Genomic DNA, 18571 nt, shown 5'->3' with positions numbered 1-18571 from the left:
AAGAGATAAAGTGACTAAAAAAGATGTTCGAATTTTAGCATTTGAAAGCTCATGTGATGAAACTTCAACTGCTGTGATTAAAAATGGTCGTGAAATCGAAAGCTTAATTGTAGCTACTCAAATTAAAAGTCACCAACGCTTTGGTGGGGTTGTGCCAGAGGTAGCAAGTCGTCACCATATTGAAGTAATTACGCAGATTACTAAGGAAGCTTTAGATGAAGCAAATGCGACTTGGGATGATATTGATGCAATTGCGGTCACCTATGGACCAGGTCTAGTTGGTGCACTTTTGATTGGTGTTAGTGCAGCAAAGGCAACTTCAATGGCAACTGGAATTCCGTTAATTGGTGTTGACCACATTATGGGCCACATTATGGCAGCGCAATTAAAAGATGAGATTGAATATCCGGCTCTTGCCTTGCAGGTGTCTGGTGGACATACTGAGATTGTGTTGATGAAGGATCCGATTCACTTTGAAATTGTGGGTGATACGAGGGATGATGCAGCTGGTGAAGCCTATGATAAGATTGGCCGCGTTTTAGGAGTTAATTACCCAGCAGGTAAGACCATTGATGAATGGGCACATAAGGGGAAAGATACCTTCCACTTCCCAAGAGCAATGATGGAAGATGATGATTATGACTTCTCCTTCTCAGGTCTTAAGAGTGCCTTCATTAATACTTGCCACCATGCAGACCAAATTCACGAAGAACTTGATAAGTATGACCTAGCTGCAAGCTTCCAAGCTTCAGTTGTTGATGTGTTAAGTCACAAGACAATTAGAGCCATTAAGGAATATAAGCCAAAGACCTTTATTCTAGGCGGCGGTGTCGCCGCAAACCATGGTTTACGTGACCGTTTAGCCGAAGAGATTGAGAAGTTGCATGCTGATATTAAGCCGAAGGTGATCTTACCAGACTTGAAGCTTTGCGGAGATAATGCAGCTATGATTGGTGCAGCTGCTTATAACTTGTATCAAGCAGGTAAATTTAGTGATGTGAACTTGAATGCAGATCCATCACTTGAGTTGCCATATGCCGAAAGTATGTTGAAGTAAGAGCTAGAAAATAAACGATAAAGAATAGTTAACAGAATAAGTTATTTTATAAAGAACCAAATGATGTTGAAGAAGAACGTTTTTTCTTCGATGTCGTTTGGTTTTTTTGCTTTGTTCGTAAAACACCTTGACAAAATAAAAAATGGGAGGGGTAAACTAGGCATGAGTTTACCTTTTAGATCGAAACCAGTTATTTAATTATATTTGGAGGAGTAAGAATGAAAAGTAAAAATAATAAGTTAATGTATGTCTCCGCTGCAGTACTTGCTGCTGGTGCAGTAGCTGGCGTTAATACTCAAAATGCTCATGCGGCTGAAGTTCAAAAGCAAGCTAATAAGAATGCAGCACAAAAGACAATTGATCAAAATCAAAAAGATTCAATTCAAACTCAAGATCAATTAAACAAAGCTCAAACAGAGCATGATGATGCGGTTCGTAAAACTTCCGACGCGCAAGCAAATGTTTTAACCGCTGATTCAAATAATCAATCAGCTCAAAATGTTTTAGCTAACGCTCAAGATCAATTAAAGACTGCGCAAGATGCACAAGCTAAAGCTCAAGCAAGTTATGATGCTTCTTACGAAAATAATGTCAAGTCGGCACAAAATAATGTAAATAAAGCAAATGCTGATGTTCAAACTACGCAAGAACAAGTCAATGTTCAAAATGCTAAGCAAGCAGAAGCTTTAAACAATCAAAAAGGGCAAGAAGCAGCATTAAAGACTAATACTGAAACTTTGAACAAGACTAATGAAGAAATTAGTAAGACTCAAGGTCAAGTTGAACAAGCCCAAAAGACTTATGATGATGTCAACAAAGCTTATCAACCTGTTAAAGCAGAATTAGATAAACAAGCAAAAGAAGCGCAAGATGCACAAAAGGCTGCACAAGAAAATGCTAAAGAATTAACTCAAGCACAAAATGAGTTGAAGACTGAGCAAGACACCGCAAATAAAGCAGCAGAAACCATTAATAATGCGCAAGCAAAATTAAATAGTGATACTGAAGCATTAAATGGTGCAAAGAGTGAATTAAGTTCAAAGCAAAAACAAGCAAGCGACTTAACAAGTCAACGAGATCAAGTAGCTAAAGATTTGCAAGCAGCTCAAACTAAAATGAACACTGCAAAAGCAGAATTAGATGCAGATAAAGATGCAGTAGTCAACACTATGGTCATGCCACAAGTTTACAAAGATACCGTAAAGAAGTGGTCAACCAAAGATCATACTGATAACTACTACAAAGAAATGGAAGCCGCAAGTTGGATTGGCTGGACACAAAACGAATACAAGCATAATGAAGCTGAAAAGAATCATATGGTTGATTTAAAGCATATGTCAAGAGCTGACCAAATCGAATTGAACAAGTTTGGTATTGATTTAATCAATCAATTAAGACGTCAAATTGGGGTAGATCCATGGACATTTAATGAATCAGCATTAGATTTTGCAAATGCAATTGCAGATAGATATGTAAAAGATGACTGGGATTCTGATGCAAATCACCATGATAGTGAAGCAATCAATGAATTAGCACATAAATATGGCTTACACTCAGCAATGCATAGAGATGGTTCATTCAGTAAATCAAGTCAATATTATGAAAATATGATGACTGATAGATTTGGAGAAACAGAGCCAACATATGCACAAGCACAACAAATGGTGAAAGATTATCCGAACTTCGACCTACACAAGGAGGCATATAATGTATCATTGACATATAGTCATTCACAAGATGATTATAACAATCGTTTAGATGACATGGATCATTTAAAGAACCAAGTTTATAATGCAATCAAACGATTTGTATTCAATTATAATGAATGGATGCATGCATATGGTATTTTGTCACAAGACTTTTTCGATTATAGTGCAAAAGGTAAAAACTATGCAGCAATTAGTTTCAGTGCGAAACCAACACCTAACCATTGGGGCGATGACGATTTACAATTACATTTCATCAATGTCCATGAATCAATGGTTTTAGATCCAAAAGTATTTAATGTAAATGCAAATATTCCATTAGATTCACACAACTCCGATGCAGATAAACAATATTCTGAAAGCTTAGCACAAATGAATTAAGTGCTAAGAAATCAAACTTAGATAATCAAATTAGCGGTTTAACTAAGAGCATTTCAGATCTCACTTCACGTATTAATGATTTAACTAAATCAATTAGTGACAGTAATAAGACGCTTGAAGCAGCAAAAGCAACTAAGGCAGATGCAGACAAGAAGATTGCAGTTCTACCAGGTCGCGTTCAAGAATTGAAAGATAAACAAGCATCCCTTGATAAAGCTCAATCTAAGGCAGAAGCTGATTTAGCCACTTATCAAGCTAAGAATAAAGATCTTCTTGCTCAATTTAACGCTGCTAAATCTAACTTAGATAAGTTAACAGCTAAGCTAAATGACCTTAACAGTGCAAAGAGTAAGGCCGAAAGTGCAGTAGCAGAAAGCAAAGCTAACTTAGACAAGGCAACAAGTGAATTATCAGCTATTTCTTCTCGTTTAGATGAACTAAATGCTAAGTTATCAACTGCTAAAACTACTAAAGAACAAGCTGACGCTAACTTAGCTAAGGCTAAGGCTGCATATGATGAATATGTAAGCACCCATAAAGATGTAATTGATAACTTGAACAAGGCAAATTCTGAATTAGCAGATAAGACTAAAGCTTATAACGAAGCAAAAGAAGACGCTGCTAAGACTAATAAGGAATACCAAGCCGCTCAAGATGAATTGACTAAGTTAAACAATCATATTGAAGACTTATCAACAGCTATCACTAACTATGAATCTAAGATCAAGCAATTAAATACTACAATCAACAAGCAAAAGGCAGACCAAAAACGTGCTGCTCTTGATGTTCAAATCAACAAGGCTCTAGATAATGTTTCATCTCCTAAGCATGCTGCTACAACTACTAGTGTTCAAGCTGGCACTTCTAGCTCTGTAGTTTCAGACGCTGCTGCATCTACTACTAAAAGAAGTGAAGTCTTAACTAACTCTGTAGTAAGATCAAATAATGCATCTGTTTTAAGCCCTCAAACTAAGAAGTTAGTTGCCCAAGCTAATGCATCTAAGAATTCATTACCACAAACTGGTGCTAACGATAAGCTTAGCGTATTTGCTGCTTTAGCAGGATTGTCTTTAGCATCCCTAGGCCTAGGCTCTTTAATAGGCGACAAGAAGAGAAAGCGTAACTAAGCCGATGAAAGAGAGAGAGGTTCTAAAAAAGCTTGGCTTTAAAGATGAAGCATCATTACAAGCGGTAGATCAGTTAAAGAATTATGAGCTTAACTATGTTGATGACCATTTTGATCTGGTAGAAAGGAATAAAACAGCAGTACAGAATTCTTTGAATCGCTTATCCGATACTCAGCAATTTATGCCAATTTTCTATTACAGTGTTTATGGTCGAGTAATTATAAATGGTTGGCGTGCACTTTTAAATATCAACGCTAATAGCTCAAATAAGAATGAGCCTAAGAGTAAATCAGATTTACGTTATAATCAATCATGGATTAGCGCAAAATCTGATGAGAATAATGTTTCATCTATTGATAGACTAATGCTTGGTAAAAAGGCAACAGTTTTAATAGATGAAAAAGAGCAAGAAGCTGGTTTGAGTAGATTAAAAATTGATCGAGGTCATATCTTAGGAAAGTTTAGCAATTTGCTTTCACAAATTGAACAATTCCTAGGCGATGAGCAAAATGTCAACAACGTTGATATTTATCCTCAATTTAAGCGTGCAAATGAAAATGCTAAAAATGATCATGGTCAATTGTACTTTGAACATTTGATTGGCAAGCATAAAGATACTCCAATTTACTATGAGGCAGAAGCTATCTTCGCTAATTTTGATGACAAGGTTCCTATTGGAACAAGAATTAAAATTGTCAAAATTGAAAAAGAAAATGATAAATATATGGTGGCACCTGATGAGGATGCAATTTCTTTCCACGTCTTCATTCCTAACTGTGACTACGCAGAAGAGGATCCAAAGTCAGTTTTGAAACCCGAAAATACGGTAGATGATTATCGCGCCTTCTTTAAAGGAGGTGATTTGAACAGTCTAAAATGGAAATAGGCTGATACTCCAAAGAATAAATAACAGTTTGATTTTTTATTAGGGTGAAAGCTCTAATCCACTTATCTTTTATTTTATTTTTACATAAAATATCGTTTAACATTTTTCATCGAAAACAAGCAACTGAATGGTTGCTTGTTTTTTTGTGTTTAATAACAAAAAAGACCTTATTCTGCCTATAAATAAGGATTATTGTTATAATAATAAGTGAAAGATCAATAATCTTGAGGAGGAAATTTATTATGAAAGATGAAGTTCAAGCTCCACAAGAGGAAACTCCTAACACTTATTGGCGTTGGCTAGTAGAGTCATGGCGCTATCCTCTCGGCCACAACCTAGGGGAAAAGTGGTACGGAGTCGTTACCTTATTAGGTGAAGATATTGTATTATTCATTGGTTTAGCTATTACTAGTAATTATATTGCTAATATGTTTGATATTACGCTGATCCATCATGCATCAGGTTTTACCTTCTGGTCAATCGTAATTCTGTTCTGTGTTCAAATTATTACGATTCTTTGTTCCATGGTTGGTCACTTGTTCGTGTTCGGTAGTACCGGTGGCTTTTGGCAGTATGTCAACAAGGTTGCACAAGTAACTAACTGGAATTTCTGGATTGTAATTTGTGCATTCTTCTTCTTAATCCTAAGCTTAAGTTCAGGCTTGCTCGGATTTGGAGAAGCCTTAGTTTGGATCTTCTATGCACTGTTTTCTTTAGGTTCATTCTTACTGGTTGTTTGTCCTGATCCAGGAACCGAAAAGATGATCCATGATCCATTCTGGGGTGCAGTAATTTACCTAGTAATGATTGTTGTCATCTATGCTATTATTTGGGGCTTAGCCTTCAGCATTATGATCAACTTGTAGAAATATTAAACAAAAAAGATGTCGTTAATCTTCGCACTACGCGTTGATTAAACGACATCTTTTTTGTTGTGAGGGTTATTTGTCAGTTGTATTTTTAACGTTTGGGAGCATATAACTTCTGAAAATCCATTTGAATTCTTAAGGCCTCGTAGATTGGTTTTCCACCTAAGAGATCTAAAACGAAATAAGCAATAAAAGTTGCCACGAGCATTGGAAAGATCTGTTCAACTGAGCCAACCATTTCTGTTAGCAGGGTTAAAGCAGTAAAGGGTGCTTTTTCAATAGCACCAAAGTAAGCACACATGGAGGTAACAATAATAATGCCATAGCAACGCTTTGGAGCAATTCCGTAGTGAATCATAATCACGGCGAAGATAACACCTAGTAAGGCTCCTAAAACAAGAATTGGCATAAAAATACCACCAGGAACTGAGGCACCATATGAGATCATTGAAAAAATAAATCGAACAATAAACCAAATAAGTGGCAACAAAGTTAAACTTAGCATCCCAGTTTGGATATTTTTCATAAAGGTTGGTTCAAAAAGACCAGAGATAAAATCGTGAGAACCGCCAAGCAGCTTCGCATTCCAAAGGCCAATTGGAATTACTAAGATTAGCGGAATAATACTGTGGTAGATTTTAGGGATGATAGTAAGTTTTGAATAAATGGGTTTAAGGCTTAAGAGGCAGTATTGGTAGAAATAAGCAAGTAAGCCCAAAAGACCTCCCATTAAGATTACAAACCAATAAGAAGTTAAAGGTAAAGACTTATCTAAGGGAAGATAAAGGCAGGGAGTAGTGCCAAAAAAGCATAATGTCATTAGGTCAGATGTCATTGCAGCAGCTAGAGCAGTTAGGCATTCTTTCGGATCAAAACTAAAGGTTATTTCTTCTACTAAGAAGAAGACCCCAGCTAATGGAGCTGAGAAAGCTGCACTTAAGCCAGCAGCAATCCCGCATCCCTGGAGTCTCTTAAGATCTTCATCATCGGCATGAAAAAGATTCTGACCAAAAGCTTGTCCAACCATAGCGCCCATTTGAATACAAGGACCTTCTCGTCCAAGAAAAAGTCCCGGACAAATTGCTAAAAGTCCTCCAACAAACTTACGCCACAAGATGCTCCACCAATTCATTTTATTTTCATCAAGCATGATGGCTTCAACTTGAGGAACACCTGAACCAGTAATATTGTTGAGGACTGGTTTAATAACTTGAGCAAGAATCAGACAAATTATCACGGTCCCAAGCAGGTAAGGAACAAGATAGATCGGCTTTTGACGCATTAAAGGATAGATGAAAAATAGAAATTTCATTGTGTGGTCAATAATCCACCGGAAAGTCCCAACAATTAGGCCAGTAATTAATCCAATGATAATTCCTTGCAAAAAGATAAAGAAAAAATTTGATGTAAATGGTTTGGCTAAAATTTGTTTGGCCGTTTTAATCATTTTCTGCCAGCTTTCTAAAGATTGTGATAAGCCTAGTTTACATCAAATTAATAAGCCCAAAATAAAAATAACGATAGCGTTTTACTATCGTTATTTCTGAATATTAATATTTTGTGGTCTATCTTAGTTTTATTACTTATCTCCATCAAAAATAGAAGATTTAACAATAACATAGTCTACTACTCTGATTGCACTTAGATCTTTTCCACCAGCATAAGAAATTGAAGACTGGAGATCTTCTTGCATCTCACGTAAGGTATCTTTAATTGAGCCACGGTATGGAACTAACATTTGCTTACCTTCGACATTGCGGTAGGCACCTTTTTGAACTTCAGAAGCTGAACCCCAGTATTGTTTATAACGCTTACCATCGATAGTAATTAAGTTGCCAGGGGATTCCTCATGACCAGCAAAAAGTGAGCCAATCATAACCATTGAAGCACCAAAGCGAACAGACTTAGCGATATCACCATTATGGCGAATTCCACCATCAGCAATTAAAGGCTTTCTAGCGGCTTTAGAACACATTCTAAGCGCTGCTAATTGCCAGCCACCAGTACCAAAACCGGTCTTAAGCTTTGTGATGCAGGCTCTACCAGGGCCTACACCAACTTTAGTTGCATCAGCTCCAGCATTTTCTAACTCACGAACTGCTTCAGGAGTAGCAATATTACCAGCCGTTAAGAAGGTATCAGGTAATTTTTCCTTAATATACTTGATCATTTTAATGACATAGTCAGAATGACCATGTGCTACATCAATTGTTGTATATTCTGGAATAATGTTTTCCTTAGCAAGATAGTCAATAAAGTCATATTCGCTATCCTTAATTCCAACTGAAATTGAAGCAAATAATCCCTTATCATGCATCATCTTAATGAAGTCAGCGCGTTTTTCTGGGTAAAAACGGTGCATAACATAATAGTAGCCATTTTCTGCAAGCCAGATGGCTAAATCCTCGTCAATAACACTTTCCATGTTTGCAGGAACAACAGGGATTTTAAATGTTCGACTTCCAAATTTGATCCCTGTATCAGCCTCACTCCGGCTCTTAATAATACATTTATTGGGTACAAGTTGGATGTCATCATAATCGAAAGCTTCCATACTAAAGTAATTGCTCATTTAATTTACCTCGTGCTCTTTAAAAACTACATGAGTTAATATACGGGTGAAGTTAGCCAAAGTCAAGAATAAAAATGAATATTTATTTTATTGATTATTAAAAATGTTCGGAAATCAATTGACTATTAAGATATAGATTGTTAAACTAGTCTTCGGTTTTAAGAAAGTGATTTTTATGAGGTGAAATCAAATGACAGCAATAGCAGTTGTAGGTAGTCAATGGGGCGACGAAGGAAAGGGTAAAATTACTGATTTCTTAAGTAAAGAAGCAGCAATGGCTGTTCGTTCAAATGGTGGTAATAATGCCGGCCACACAATTGAAATCGGTGATAAGACTTTCAAGATGCGCCTAATTCCATCTGGAATTTTTGCTGCTAAGAAGGGTGCTGTAATTGGTAATGGTGTAGTTATCAATCCAGAAGTAATGTTCGGAGAATTAGATAACCTTGAAAAAGAAGGTATCGATATTAGCGGCTTGAAGATTTCTAACCGCGCACACATTATTATGCCTTACCACATTTTACAAGATACTTATCAAGAAGAAGCAAAGGGTGACAAGAAGATCGGAACTACCAAGAATGGTATCGGTCCTTGTTACATGGATAAGGCTTCAAGAACTGGTATCCGTGTTTGCGATTTACTTGAAAGAGATACTTTTGAAGAGAAGTTACGTACTAATTTAGCTGAAAAGAATGCTTTATTCACTAAGGTTTACGGTAAGCCTGAACTTAAATTTGAAGACATCTTTGAAAAGTACCTTGAATACGGTCAAAAGATGAAGAAATACGTTACTGATACTTCAGTAGTTGTAAACGATGCTTTAGACAACGACGAAAAAGTTCTTTTTGAAGGTGCACAAGGAGTAATGCTTGATATTGATGAAGGTACTTACCCATACGTAACTTCTTCAAACACTATTTCAGGTGGAATTGCTTCTGGTATCGGAATGGGTGCTAACCGCTTAGATACTGTTATTGGTGTCTGCAAGGCTTACACCACTCGTGTTGGTGAAGGACCATTCCCAACTGAATTATTAGATGAAGTTGGTGATCGCATTCGTGAAACTGCTCATGAATACGGTACTGTTACTGGTCGTCCACGTCGTGTTGGCTGGTTTGATTCAGTTGCTCTTCGTCACGCTAAGCGTGTTGCTGGTATCAATGCTTTAAGTTTGAACTTATTGGATGTCTTTTCTGGTTTTGACAAGATTAAAATTGCTACTGCTTACGAACTTGATGGTGAAAAGATTGACTACTACCCAGCAAGTTTGAAGGAATTATACAGATGTAAGCCAGTTTACGAAGAACTTCCTGCATGGGAAGAAGATATTACCAATGTAAAGACTTGGGAAGATTTACCAGAAAACGCTAAGAAGTTCTTGAACCGCGTTTCTGAATTAGTAGGTGTTCCTTTAGTTACTGTTTCAGTTGGTCCTGACCGTGAACAAACTATTGTTTTGAAGAATCCTTGGGAAATGTAATTTATGTTAGAACGTTATACTCGTCCAGAAATGGGCAAAATTTGGTCCTTAGAAAATAAATATGCTGCCTGGTTAAAGGTAGAAATCGCTGCAACTAATGCTTGGGCAGAACTTGGTGAAGTGCCAGAAGCAGATGCTAAGAAGATTGCTGACAATGCTTCTTTTACTGTTGAGCGTGTTTCAGAACTTGAAGCCATTACCCACCATGATGTGGTTGCTTTTACTAGAACAGTTTCTGAAAGCTTGGGTGAGGAGAAGAAGTGGGTTCACTTCGGCTTAACTTCAACTGATGTTGTTGATACTGCACAAGGTTATATCTTAAAGCAAGCTAATGAGATCATTTTGAAAGACTTAGAAGCTTTAAAAGAAACTATTGCAGATAAGGCTAGAAAATATAAATACACTGTTGAAATGGGACGCACTCACGGTGTTCAAGCAGAACCAACTACTTTTGGTTTGAAACTTGCTCGCTGGTATGCCGAGATTAACCGTGATATTGAACGCTTTAAAGTAGCAGCTAAAGATGTAGAATCTGGTAAAATTTCTGGTGCCGTTGGTACTTTTGCCAATGTGCCACCAGCAGTTGAAACTAGCGTTTTAAAGCAATTAGGTTTAACTCAGCAACCTATAACTAGTCAAGTTTTGCCAAGAGACTTACATGCTTACTACATTGCTACTATTGCTTTAATTGCAACAAGTATTGAGAACTGGGCTACTGAAATTCGTGGACTGCAAAGAAGTGAAATTCACGAAGTTGAAGAACACTTTAGAGCTGGTCAAAAGGGATCTTCTGCAATGCCTCATAAGCATAATCCAATCGGCTCAGAAAACTTATCTGGTATGGCTAGAGTAATGCGTGGCTACATGGTTCCAGCTTATGAAGATGTAGCTTTATGGCATGAAAGAGATATTTCTCATTCAAGTGCTGAACGTGTAATTTTACCTGATGCAACAATTGGAATTGATTACATGTTGAATCGCTTCAACAGCATTTTAACTAACTTGGATGTTTTCCCAGAAACAATGCTCAAGAATATGGATCGTACTTATGGTTTGATCTATTCACAACGTATGCTTTTGAAGTTAATTGATGAGGCAGGTTTATCACGTGAAAAGGCTTATGACATGGTGCAAAAGCTAGCTAATAAGTCTTGGCAAGAACAAACTTCATTTAGAAAGTTAATTGAAGACAGTGAAGTTATGAATTACTTGTCTGAAGAAGATCTAGACGATGCTTTTGATTATCACTATCACTTGAAGCATGTTGATGAAATTTTTGAAAAGTGCGGCTTAGATTAAGATAGAAGTAAGAACGTTTTGTTAGATATAATTGTGTCTGACAAGGCGTTTTTTTTGGAGGAATCATGAAAGCTGAACATTCTGCAGGCGCTATTATCTGGCGTAAAAATAATGAAGAAATCGAATATTTGTTAATTCAAAGTCAACCATATAAACAATTCAAGAGTGCTTGGGCATTTTCAAAGGGACATCTTGAAGCAGGTGAGACAGAACGGGATGCTGCAAGGAGGGAAGTCTTTGAAGAAGTAGGCTTAAAGCCTGAATTTGATTTTGATTTTCACGAGAGTTATTCCTACAAGGTTACTAGTGAAATTGAAAAGACTGTAACTTTTTTTTAGCCAAATATAGAGCTGACCCAAAAATAAAGCGGCAAGAAAGTGAAATTAGATCGACTGAATGGTTAAATTATAGAGATGCGCAAGATAGAATTAGAAAACAGAACTTTAAAGAATTTAAATTTGAAGATTTATCAGCAATTTTGGCTAAGGCTAATACTTATTTGCTTGAACATGAATAAAAAGTCGTTTTGATTGAACGACTTTTTATTTTTGCTAAAATTAAAATTTTTTATATAGATAAATGAATTTGAATAGAATGTTAATGAATTTGAATATAAATAGAGGCTTAATGATAAGAACTATATAGTACTTATAAAACCAAAACGGAGATGAGAAAAAATGATGATAGATATAGTGCTAATCCTAATAATATTGGGCATTATTTTGTTAATAAGTAAAAAACGGCCACAATGAATTTGGCTCTTGCTAGCAATTATTTTTATGGCATTTAGTATAGCAAATTTTATGTTAGTCTACTTTTCAAAAGATAATTGGGATTTAGCTTTATATGCAATCAGTTTTTATAGTTTGATTTTTGGTTTAATATTTTTAATTATTTTTTTAGTTAAAAGAAGGAATAAATAATAATGAAAAAAATTATCTTGTCATTGCAGCTGCTAGTTTAGGATTATCTTTAATTTATTCTAATTAGGTTCAAGCAGATGAAATGCCACCAACTAATCAACAATCAGTAAATAATAATCTATCTCAAACTGATATAAATGAATTAGATAAATATGTTAGTGTAGGAAATAATACATTTGTACTAAATGTTCCTGAAAATTCTAATATTTCTTCTGAAAAAGTACAAATGGCACGACAAGAAATTGAGAGTGTAAACAATAGTATTAAAAATAATAATCTTTTAATTGATCCTGAAACTAAAGAAATTGTTCAATATAATCCATATACTATGTTTGTTCAAGGAGCCTTTAATATTAAACCTGGCTTGCAAGCAAAATGGTTTTGGTGGGGACAACAATCTTATTACAGTTCGAATGCGGTTGTTGCCTATACAGTAAATAAGTATAGAAACTATAATGATGTTTTAGGACTGATTAGTCATGTTACTAAATATAAAATTGCCACTTTTGGATCTTTATATTATCAAGGAGTAGCATGGCAATTAGAATCATATAATAATGCTCATAGAAATAGTAAAATTTATATGGATATTAATTGGGTCTATGTCCCTTCGTTTGGAAAGTGGTAAAAAGAGAGGATGAAAATAATCATCCTCTTTTCTATTGAAAAAATAGATGATATCCTAAGATTTATTTTAGAAAGTTTGAGTAGTTATAATGTTTGCTATTTTCACTTATTTGCTATTTCTATTTTCCTATAGTTATCAGTTATTAATATTTTATAAATTAAATCAATATAGACTAGGTAGTATAAAGGATATACTAAAAATTATAATAATTTTAGTGATTAGTATAATTATTCTAGATTTTATAATTGGGCAAGCTATTTTTTTGATTTTAGTAATATTTTTTTATAGTAAGAAAAGTCAGTTAAGTAAAATAGTTAGTACAATTTTATTTGCTAATTTGATTACTTATGCGGCTGATTTGTTTATACGATTAATTGGACTGTCATTTCCAATAATTACATCATATTTTGTGCCAATAGCAGTTACTTATTATGTTTTGGTTTATTTTTTAATTAAAAGAGTAAAATTATACCAATTATTTATTAAAGAAAAAAACTATCTTCTTCTTGGATTAATTGTTTATGCATTTATAGCGCTCCATATAATTGGCTTAATAAGTATGAAAGCAAATCAAGATTTAACTGGAATTTTAATTACTGCGCTCCTTTTATTTATTCAATTTTTGTTTATGATATATGCATTCTATATTCAGAATAAGTTATTTGATAGACGATTAGAGGATAGACTTAATAAAGAAAGAGAAAATAACCTCAAGTCATATTTGAAAAACTTAGAATATAGTGAAGAAAAATTACGCAGATTTAAACATGATTATCGAAATATGTTAATAAGCTTACGTAATGCTATTAAAGAAGATGATAATGATATATTAATTAATAAGTTAGACAGATATTCAGAAAATAGATCAAGAAAATTTTGAAGAATACAAAGATTTGATAAGAGTAAAGGATCTGCAAGTTAAAAGTATTTTGATTAGCAAAATAAATGAAATTGATAGAAATAATATAAAATTTAGTTTTGAATGTGCCACTAAGATTGATAATTTAGATAAACTAGTTAATCCTTTTGATTTAAGTAGAATTATTGGAATTGCTTTTGATAATGCAATTGAAGAAAGTAAAAATAATCAAATTGGTGAAATAAATGCATATATATTTCAAAATGGAAAAACATTTACTTTTGAGATTAGAAATAAAATAAAAAATATTCCTCAACTGTCTAAAATTCAACAAACTGGTTTTTCTACTAAGAAGAATCATCAAGGATTAGGACTTTCAAATATTAATCAATTAAAACAAAAATATCCTACATTATTTGTAAATTATCGAATAAATAATAATTGGTTTTAAATATAGTTGGAGTAGATGAATAGATGAGAACTTTTAAAATCGCTATTTGTGAAGATGATAGAGATCAAAATGAACATATCAATTATATGATTAAAAAATCATGTATATTTTTATCTAGTGAACATCAAAAATTTGAGATAAGTAACACTTTTTATTCCTATGAGTCAATATTTCAGTTTATTAATTCTAGCTCTAAACTTCCTGACATTTATTTTTTAGATATTCAATTGAGTTCGAAACCAGATGATAAAAATGGAATTGAATTAGCAAATTTAATACGTAACAAGCAGAAGACCGCACAGATTATATTTATAACTACTCATGATGAATTAGCCTTATTAACTTTTGAATATCAAATAGAAGCATTGGATTATATTGTAAAAAGTAATGAAGAAGCTAAAATTCAAACTAAAATAACACAAGATTTAGAAAAATCAGCTTATAAATTAGAAGAATTTCTTGAAAAGAAAAATAATATTTTTACTTATCAAATAGGTAATAATTTTTATAGAGTAAATATAGACGACATTTATTATATTTCTACTACGCCGTTTCCGCATAGATTGAAAATTATTGCTAAAAATGAGATTAGTGAATTTACGGGTGATATTAAGAATATACAAGATAAAATACCCGGTTTTATTAAAGTTTCTCAATCTTATTTAGTTAATATGAAAAATATTACAAGTATAAATTTGAAGAAGAGATTGATTCTCTTTCCTACTGGTGAAGAAATTCAATTTGCATTTAGTGCAAAAAGAAAAATTAAAGAATATTTGATGGCTGATTAATAATTTAGGGGTGTGCGATAAGATAAAAATAAAAAAGGGTCAAATTCCATATTTAATGTCTTAAGTTAATGATATTACTATTTGGATAGGATGCCTTTTTATTTTTGGTATTTTTAACTAAAATAAATTTGAAGACAGATATTACAGAAAGTGTAAGTAAAAATGTCAGAACCAAATTATCCACATCTAGATAAAAATAAGCCTTATCCGTTAGCTGGAATCTTGGTAATAGATTTTACCCATGTCTTATCCGGTCCAACTTGTAGTAGAATGCTCGCCGATGCTGGAGCTCGCGTTATCCATGTTGAAAGAAAAACTGGCGATGATACACGTCACATGGGACCTTATCTTGCTGACGGTTCTAGTGAATACTTTAGAATTTGCAATACTGGTAAAGAATCGATTGCCTTAGATTTAAAGAACGCCCAAGATCATGCTTTGGCAGAAAAGATGATTGCTAAAGCTGATGTAGTAGTTGAGAATTTCCGTCCTGGCGTAATGGCTCGTTTAGGTTTTGATCCTGAAGAAATGGTCAAAAAGTATCCTAAATTGATTTTTGCTTCAATTTCAGGCTTTGGACAATACGGTCCTTGGGCAAAACAAGCGGCTTATGACACCATTATTCAAGCAATTTCTGGTTTAATGGATGCAACAGGTGAACCAAATGGTAAACCAACACGTGTCGGGACCTCAGTTTCTGATGTAGTAGCTGGAATTATGGGCTACAGTGCAATTACTACAGCTCTTTATGCGCGTGAGCAAACTGGAAAAGGGACAACAATCGATGTGTCAATGCTAGATTCAACTTTTTCATTAATGGTTCAAGACTTAATGCTCGTCCTAGGGCCACACGAAGTACCACACAGAATTGGTAATAGACATCCCGATATGTATCCCTTCGACACCTTTGACTGTCAAGATCAACCAATTGCAATTTGCTGCGGCGATGAAGTCCTGGGTTCTCCTTTGAAATATGGAACTTGGAATTCATATGGCTTGCAAAAAGATGCACCAAAATTGAATGAACAAGGTGAACAAATTCGAAAAGAGTTTGAGTAAAATAGGACAGATAATTCTGATTAAAAATATATGGTAAGAATGTAAGACAATACTACAAAAATATTAACACTTACCCTCGATAGCAGATATGTAGACAATAATCACAAAAAATTATATAATTGTAAAAGAAAAGAAGCTAGTGAGTACCGGTCACTAACTCCGATCGTAACTTAAGATGGTTGTTGGAGTTAGCTAATCCTCGTGATTAGCTTTTTTATTATTGTGTAGGCAATAGCAACACGAATAATAAAAGTGCCTAGTGCGCCTAAGAGGATACTTAGTGCAATAGAGTCTACTATCACTTGGCAACCTAGCTCTCCAGTCTACCCAATTATGCATAGGCTTTCACCTCCGTAACTTAAGTTGTTTGAGGGGTGTGTAGTCATGCTAAAGTTACTAAGTTCTAGCAGGAGCGGTCTGCCGCTGAACCTGAATATTGTTTTACTAAAAAATTATCAGTAGATATATAAATTATACGAGAATTCTGTTTTCAGAATTCTTTTTTTATTATAAAATTAATGAAAAATAAATAAAAACTAACAAGGAGATGAAAGTATGAAAAACAAAAAGTTACTCGCAGCTTTCTTTGTAGTATTACTACTCTTAGCAGGTGGCGGTGCATGGTTTTATCATAATCAGACTACCGTTCCTAAGGGTTGGGTGAATCAAAGTCTAATGACTCTAGAAGAATCGGACAACAAGTTAAGCAGTTCTTTTTATTTAATGTTTGATAAAAATACTGCTTATCTGACTGCTCGCTTAGGCGGTAACGAAGAAAGCAAACCATCAAAATTAAGTAAGGACATCCTGATGCTTTTTCAGTTAAGGGTAGTGACCGTCCTCAAGCAGGACAATGGGTAAAACTAGGTCGCGTAAGACTGAACGAGTGAAAGATGGCTACAGAATTAAAACTAGAAAAGTAACTTTTGATTTTAAGAAAACTGCTGACGGTGCCTACCGAAGTCAAGATGGTACTTACTGGCAATTAGTTCCTAAAGGGGTGGAAAATAAACAATAAAAATGGACATTAGCGATATTAATATTAACCGTATACAAAAATATGCCTGATTAGACCAAGATAGATCTAATTAGGCATACTTTTTATGTTTAATTATTGTTTCCAGCTAGCATCAAATTTTTGCTTGGCAGTCTGAATAGCTGGATTAATATTTTTCTTCTTTTTAGCATCAGCTAAGATTGCTTGCATACTTGCTTGAACTTGGTCATAAGCAGGTGTGGCATTCTTAGTTACTGGTAAGAAGTACAAGTCTTTAGTAGTCTCAGCCAAGATTGCTGGCACTTTACTTGTATTAAGTGACTTGTAAGCTTGTGAGTTTAGGACTTGCGTATTAACTGGCATATAGCCGGTAGTTTTAGTCCAGTAGAATTGTTCTTTCTTACTGGTCAAGAATTTTAGATACTTGAAGGCAGCTGACTTTTGTCTAGCGCTAGCCTGGTTAAACATATAAATATCAGTTCCTTGTTGCGCATTAACCTTGCTTGGACGAGGGGCAATGCCAAATTGATATTCTTTCTTCAAGCCTTGTTTTAGATATGCTTCATTAGCAGTTGAACCGATAAACATTGCTACCTTACCAGAATTAAATGGGGTAGACATATATTTTTCAGTACCAGCTTGCATGAAGTAGCCCTTACGAACCCCATCAGCGTAGTAGTCAATTACTTCTTTTGAATCTTTACCAGAAAAGTTAATCTTCTTAGTAAAGTTGATGCCTTTTTCCTTCATCCCCAACATATAGTAATTGTTTAAAGCATCAAAACCAGCCCCAGTTACTTGATGGTCACTCTTTTGATAGATCTTTTCAGAAGCAGACTTAAGCTCGCCCATTGTTTGCGGAACTTTGAGATTATATTGATCTAGTAAAGTCTTATTATAGAAAAGTACTTCAACTGACTTATTGAATGGGACTCCGTATTGAGTATTGTTAATTTTTGCGCCGTTCCAAAGTGCTTGCTTAATATTACTTTTAGCATAGGAGCCCCAGCCAAGGTCATCATTTTTAACATAAGGAGTGAGGTCAACTAGCATTTTTTGCTTAGCGGCATTATACAACCATCCTGGATAAGCCTGGGTGATAGTCGGCAAATTATCAGGTGATTGCATTGTTGAGGAAAGCTTAGACTGAAGATCCGCATAATTACCGCCTTGGCTTTCAAGCTTGATCTTGATTTTTGGATTTTCTTTTTCAAATTCCGCAGTCATCTTCTTGAGGGCTTTTTCAGAAGAACCGGTTAATGAATACCAAAAAGTTACCGTAGTATTCTTGGTAATCTTAGTCGGAATTTTGCTACTAGACTCCTTAGTTTGAGTCTTAGAGCATCCAACTGCTAAAAGTGCCGTTCCAATTGCGGCAAGAGTTAACATCTTTTTTCTAAATTTCATTTTTCTTCTCCCGTTAATTCATTTTGACAGGTACTATTTTAACATGAATTTAAAATTAGCCGAAAATTTTTAAAATAAT

Annotated in this window: 13 protein-coding genes and 3 pseudogenes; 13 read left to right on the top strand and 3 right to left on the bottom strand. The window is 34.5% G+C overall.

Features of this window, described 5'->3' with window-relative positions; all coding sequences use genetic code 11:
- Positions 1-10 precede the first annotated feature (10 nt).
- The 4 genes and pseudogenes from tsaD (at position 11) to HMPREF0528_RS05365 (ending at position 6023) form a co-directional block, all read left to right on the top strand.
- Complete coding sequence (gene tsaD, locus HMPREF0528_RS05380) at positions 11-1057, top strand: tRNA (adenosine(37)-N6)-threonylcarbamoyltransferase complex transferase subunit TsaD (protein ID WP_004895725.1); 1047 nt, start codon at positions 11-13, stop codon at positions 1055-1057.
- A 218-nt stretch (positions 1058-1275) separates the two neighbouring features.
- A pseudogene (locus HMPREF0528_RS09780) lies at positions 1276-4271 on the top strand (SEC10/PgrA surface exclusion domain-containing protein).
- Positions 4272-4275: 4 nt separating this feature from the next.
- On the top strand, positions 4276-5157 hold the full coding sequence (locus HMPREF0528_RS05370; RefSeq protein WP_004895722.1) for a hypothetical protein: 882 nt from the start codon (positions 4276-4278) through the stop codon (positions 5155-5157).
- A gap of 242 nt (positions 5158-5399) precedes the next feature.
- Entirely contained in the window at positions 5400-6023 is a 624-nt protein-coding gene (locus HMPREF0528_RS05365) for a hypothetical protein (RefSeq protein ID WP_004895721.1), read from the top strand.
- 94 nt (positions 6024-6117) lie between these two features.
- Here HMPREF0528_RS05365 and HMPREF0528_RS05360 read toward each other — a convergent pair whose 3' ends face one another.
- A complete protein-coding gene (locus HMPREF0528_RS05360; RefSeq protein ID WP_004895720.1) occupies positions 6118-7473 on the bottom strand; it encodes a ClC family H(+)/Cl(-) exchange transporter in 1356 nt (451 codons plus the stop codon).
- A 132-nt stretch (positions 7474-7605) separates the two neighbouring features.
- Complete coding sequence (locus HMPREF0528_RS05355) at positions 7606-8598, bottom strand: GMP reductase (RefSeq protein WP_034525262.1); 993 nt, start codon at positions 8596-8598, stop codon at positions 7606-7608.
- 190 nt (positions 8599-8788) lie between these two features.
- Here HMPREF0528_RS05355 and HMPREF0528_RS05350 point away from each other — a divergent pair, with 190 nt between their 5' ends.
- The 9 genes and pseudogenes from HMPREF0528_RS05350 (at position 8789) to HMPREF0528_RS05310 (ending at position 17106) form a co-directional block, all read left to right on the top strand.
- Positions 8789-10078 (top strand): adenylosuccinate synthase, encoded by a 1290-nt coding sequence (locus HMPREF0528_RS05350; RefSeq protein WP_004895718.1) that lies wholly within the window; start codon positions 8789-8791, stop codon positions 10076-10078.
- A gap of 3 nt (positions 10079-10081) precedes the next feature.
- Positions 10082-11377, top strand: coding sequence for an adenylosuccinate lyase (purB, locus tag HMPREF0528_RS05345; RefSeq protein ID WP_004895717.1), 1296 nt, complete (start codon positions 10082-10084; stop codon positions 11375-11377).
- A 65-nt stretch (positions 11378-11442) separates the two neighbouring features.
- Positions 11443-11894, top strand: a pseudogene (locus HMPREF0528_RS05340) (bis(5'-nucleosyl)-tetraphosphatase).
- A gap of 488 nt (positions 11895-12382) precedes the next feature.
- Positions 12383-12928 carry a hypothetical protein gene (locus HMPREF0528_RS05335; protein WP_004895714.1) on the top strand — a complete coding sequence of 182 codons (546 nt, stop codon included), beginning with the start codon at positions 12383-12385 and terminating at the stop codon, positions 12926-12928.
- 559 nt (positions 12929-13487) lie between these two features.
- Entirely contained in the window at positions 13488-13808 is a 321-nt protein-coding gene (locus tag HMPREF0528_RS09295; protein WP_211204700.1) for a hypothetical protein, read from the top strand.
- A 13-nt stretch (positions 13809-13821) separates the two neighbouring features.
- Positions 13822-14238: a GHKL domain-containing protein gene (locus tag HMPREF0528_RS05325; protein WP_004895712.1), complete on the top strand. Its 417-nt coding sequence runs from the start codon at positions 13822-13824 to the stop codon at positions 14236-14238.
- 23 nt (positions 14239-14261) lie between these two features.
- Complete coding sequence (locus HMPREF0528_RS05320; protein WP_004895711.1) at positions 14262-15029, top strand: LytR/AlgR family response regulator transcription factor; 768 nt, start codon at positions 14262-14264, stop codon at positions 15027-15029.
- 162 nt (positions 15030-15191) lie between these two features.
- Positions 15192-16088, top strand: a complete 897-nt coding sequence (locus HMPREF0528_RS05315; protein ID WP_004895710.1) for a CaiB/BaiF CoA transferase family protein — start codon at positions 15192-15194, stop codon at positions 16086-16088.
- A gap of 555 nt (positions 16089-16643) precedes the next feature.
- A pseudogene (locus HMPREF0528_RS05310) lies at positions 16644-17106 on the top strand (hypothetical protein).
- Positions 17107-17199: 93 nt separating this feature from the next.
- Here the strand turns inward: HMPREF0528_RS05310 and HMPREF0528_RS05305 are convergent.
- Positions 17200-18492: an extracellular solute-binding protein gene (locus HMPREF0528_RS05305; RefSeq protein ID WP_004895706.1), complete on the bottom strand. Its 1293-nt coding sequence runs from the start codon at positions 18490-18492 to the stop codon at positions 17200-17202.
- Positions 18493-18571 lie beyond the last annotated feature (79 nt).

The sequence above is a fragment of the Lactobacillus johnsonii ATCC 33200 genome (genome assembly GCF_000159355.1).
GTDB classification, from domain to species: domain Bacteria; phylum Bacillota; class Bacilli; order Lactobacillales; family Lactobacillaceae; genus Lactobacillus; species Lactobacillus johnsonii.
Note: the sequence above shows the minus strand (reverse complement) of the source record. Positions and strands in the feature narration are given on the sequence as shown.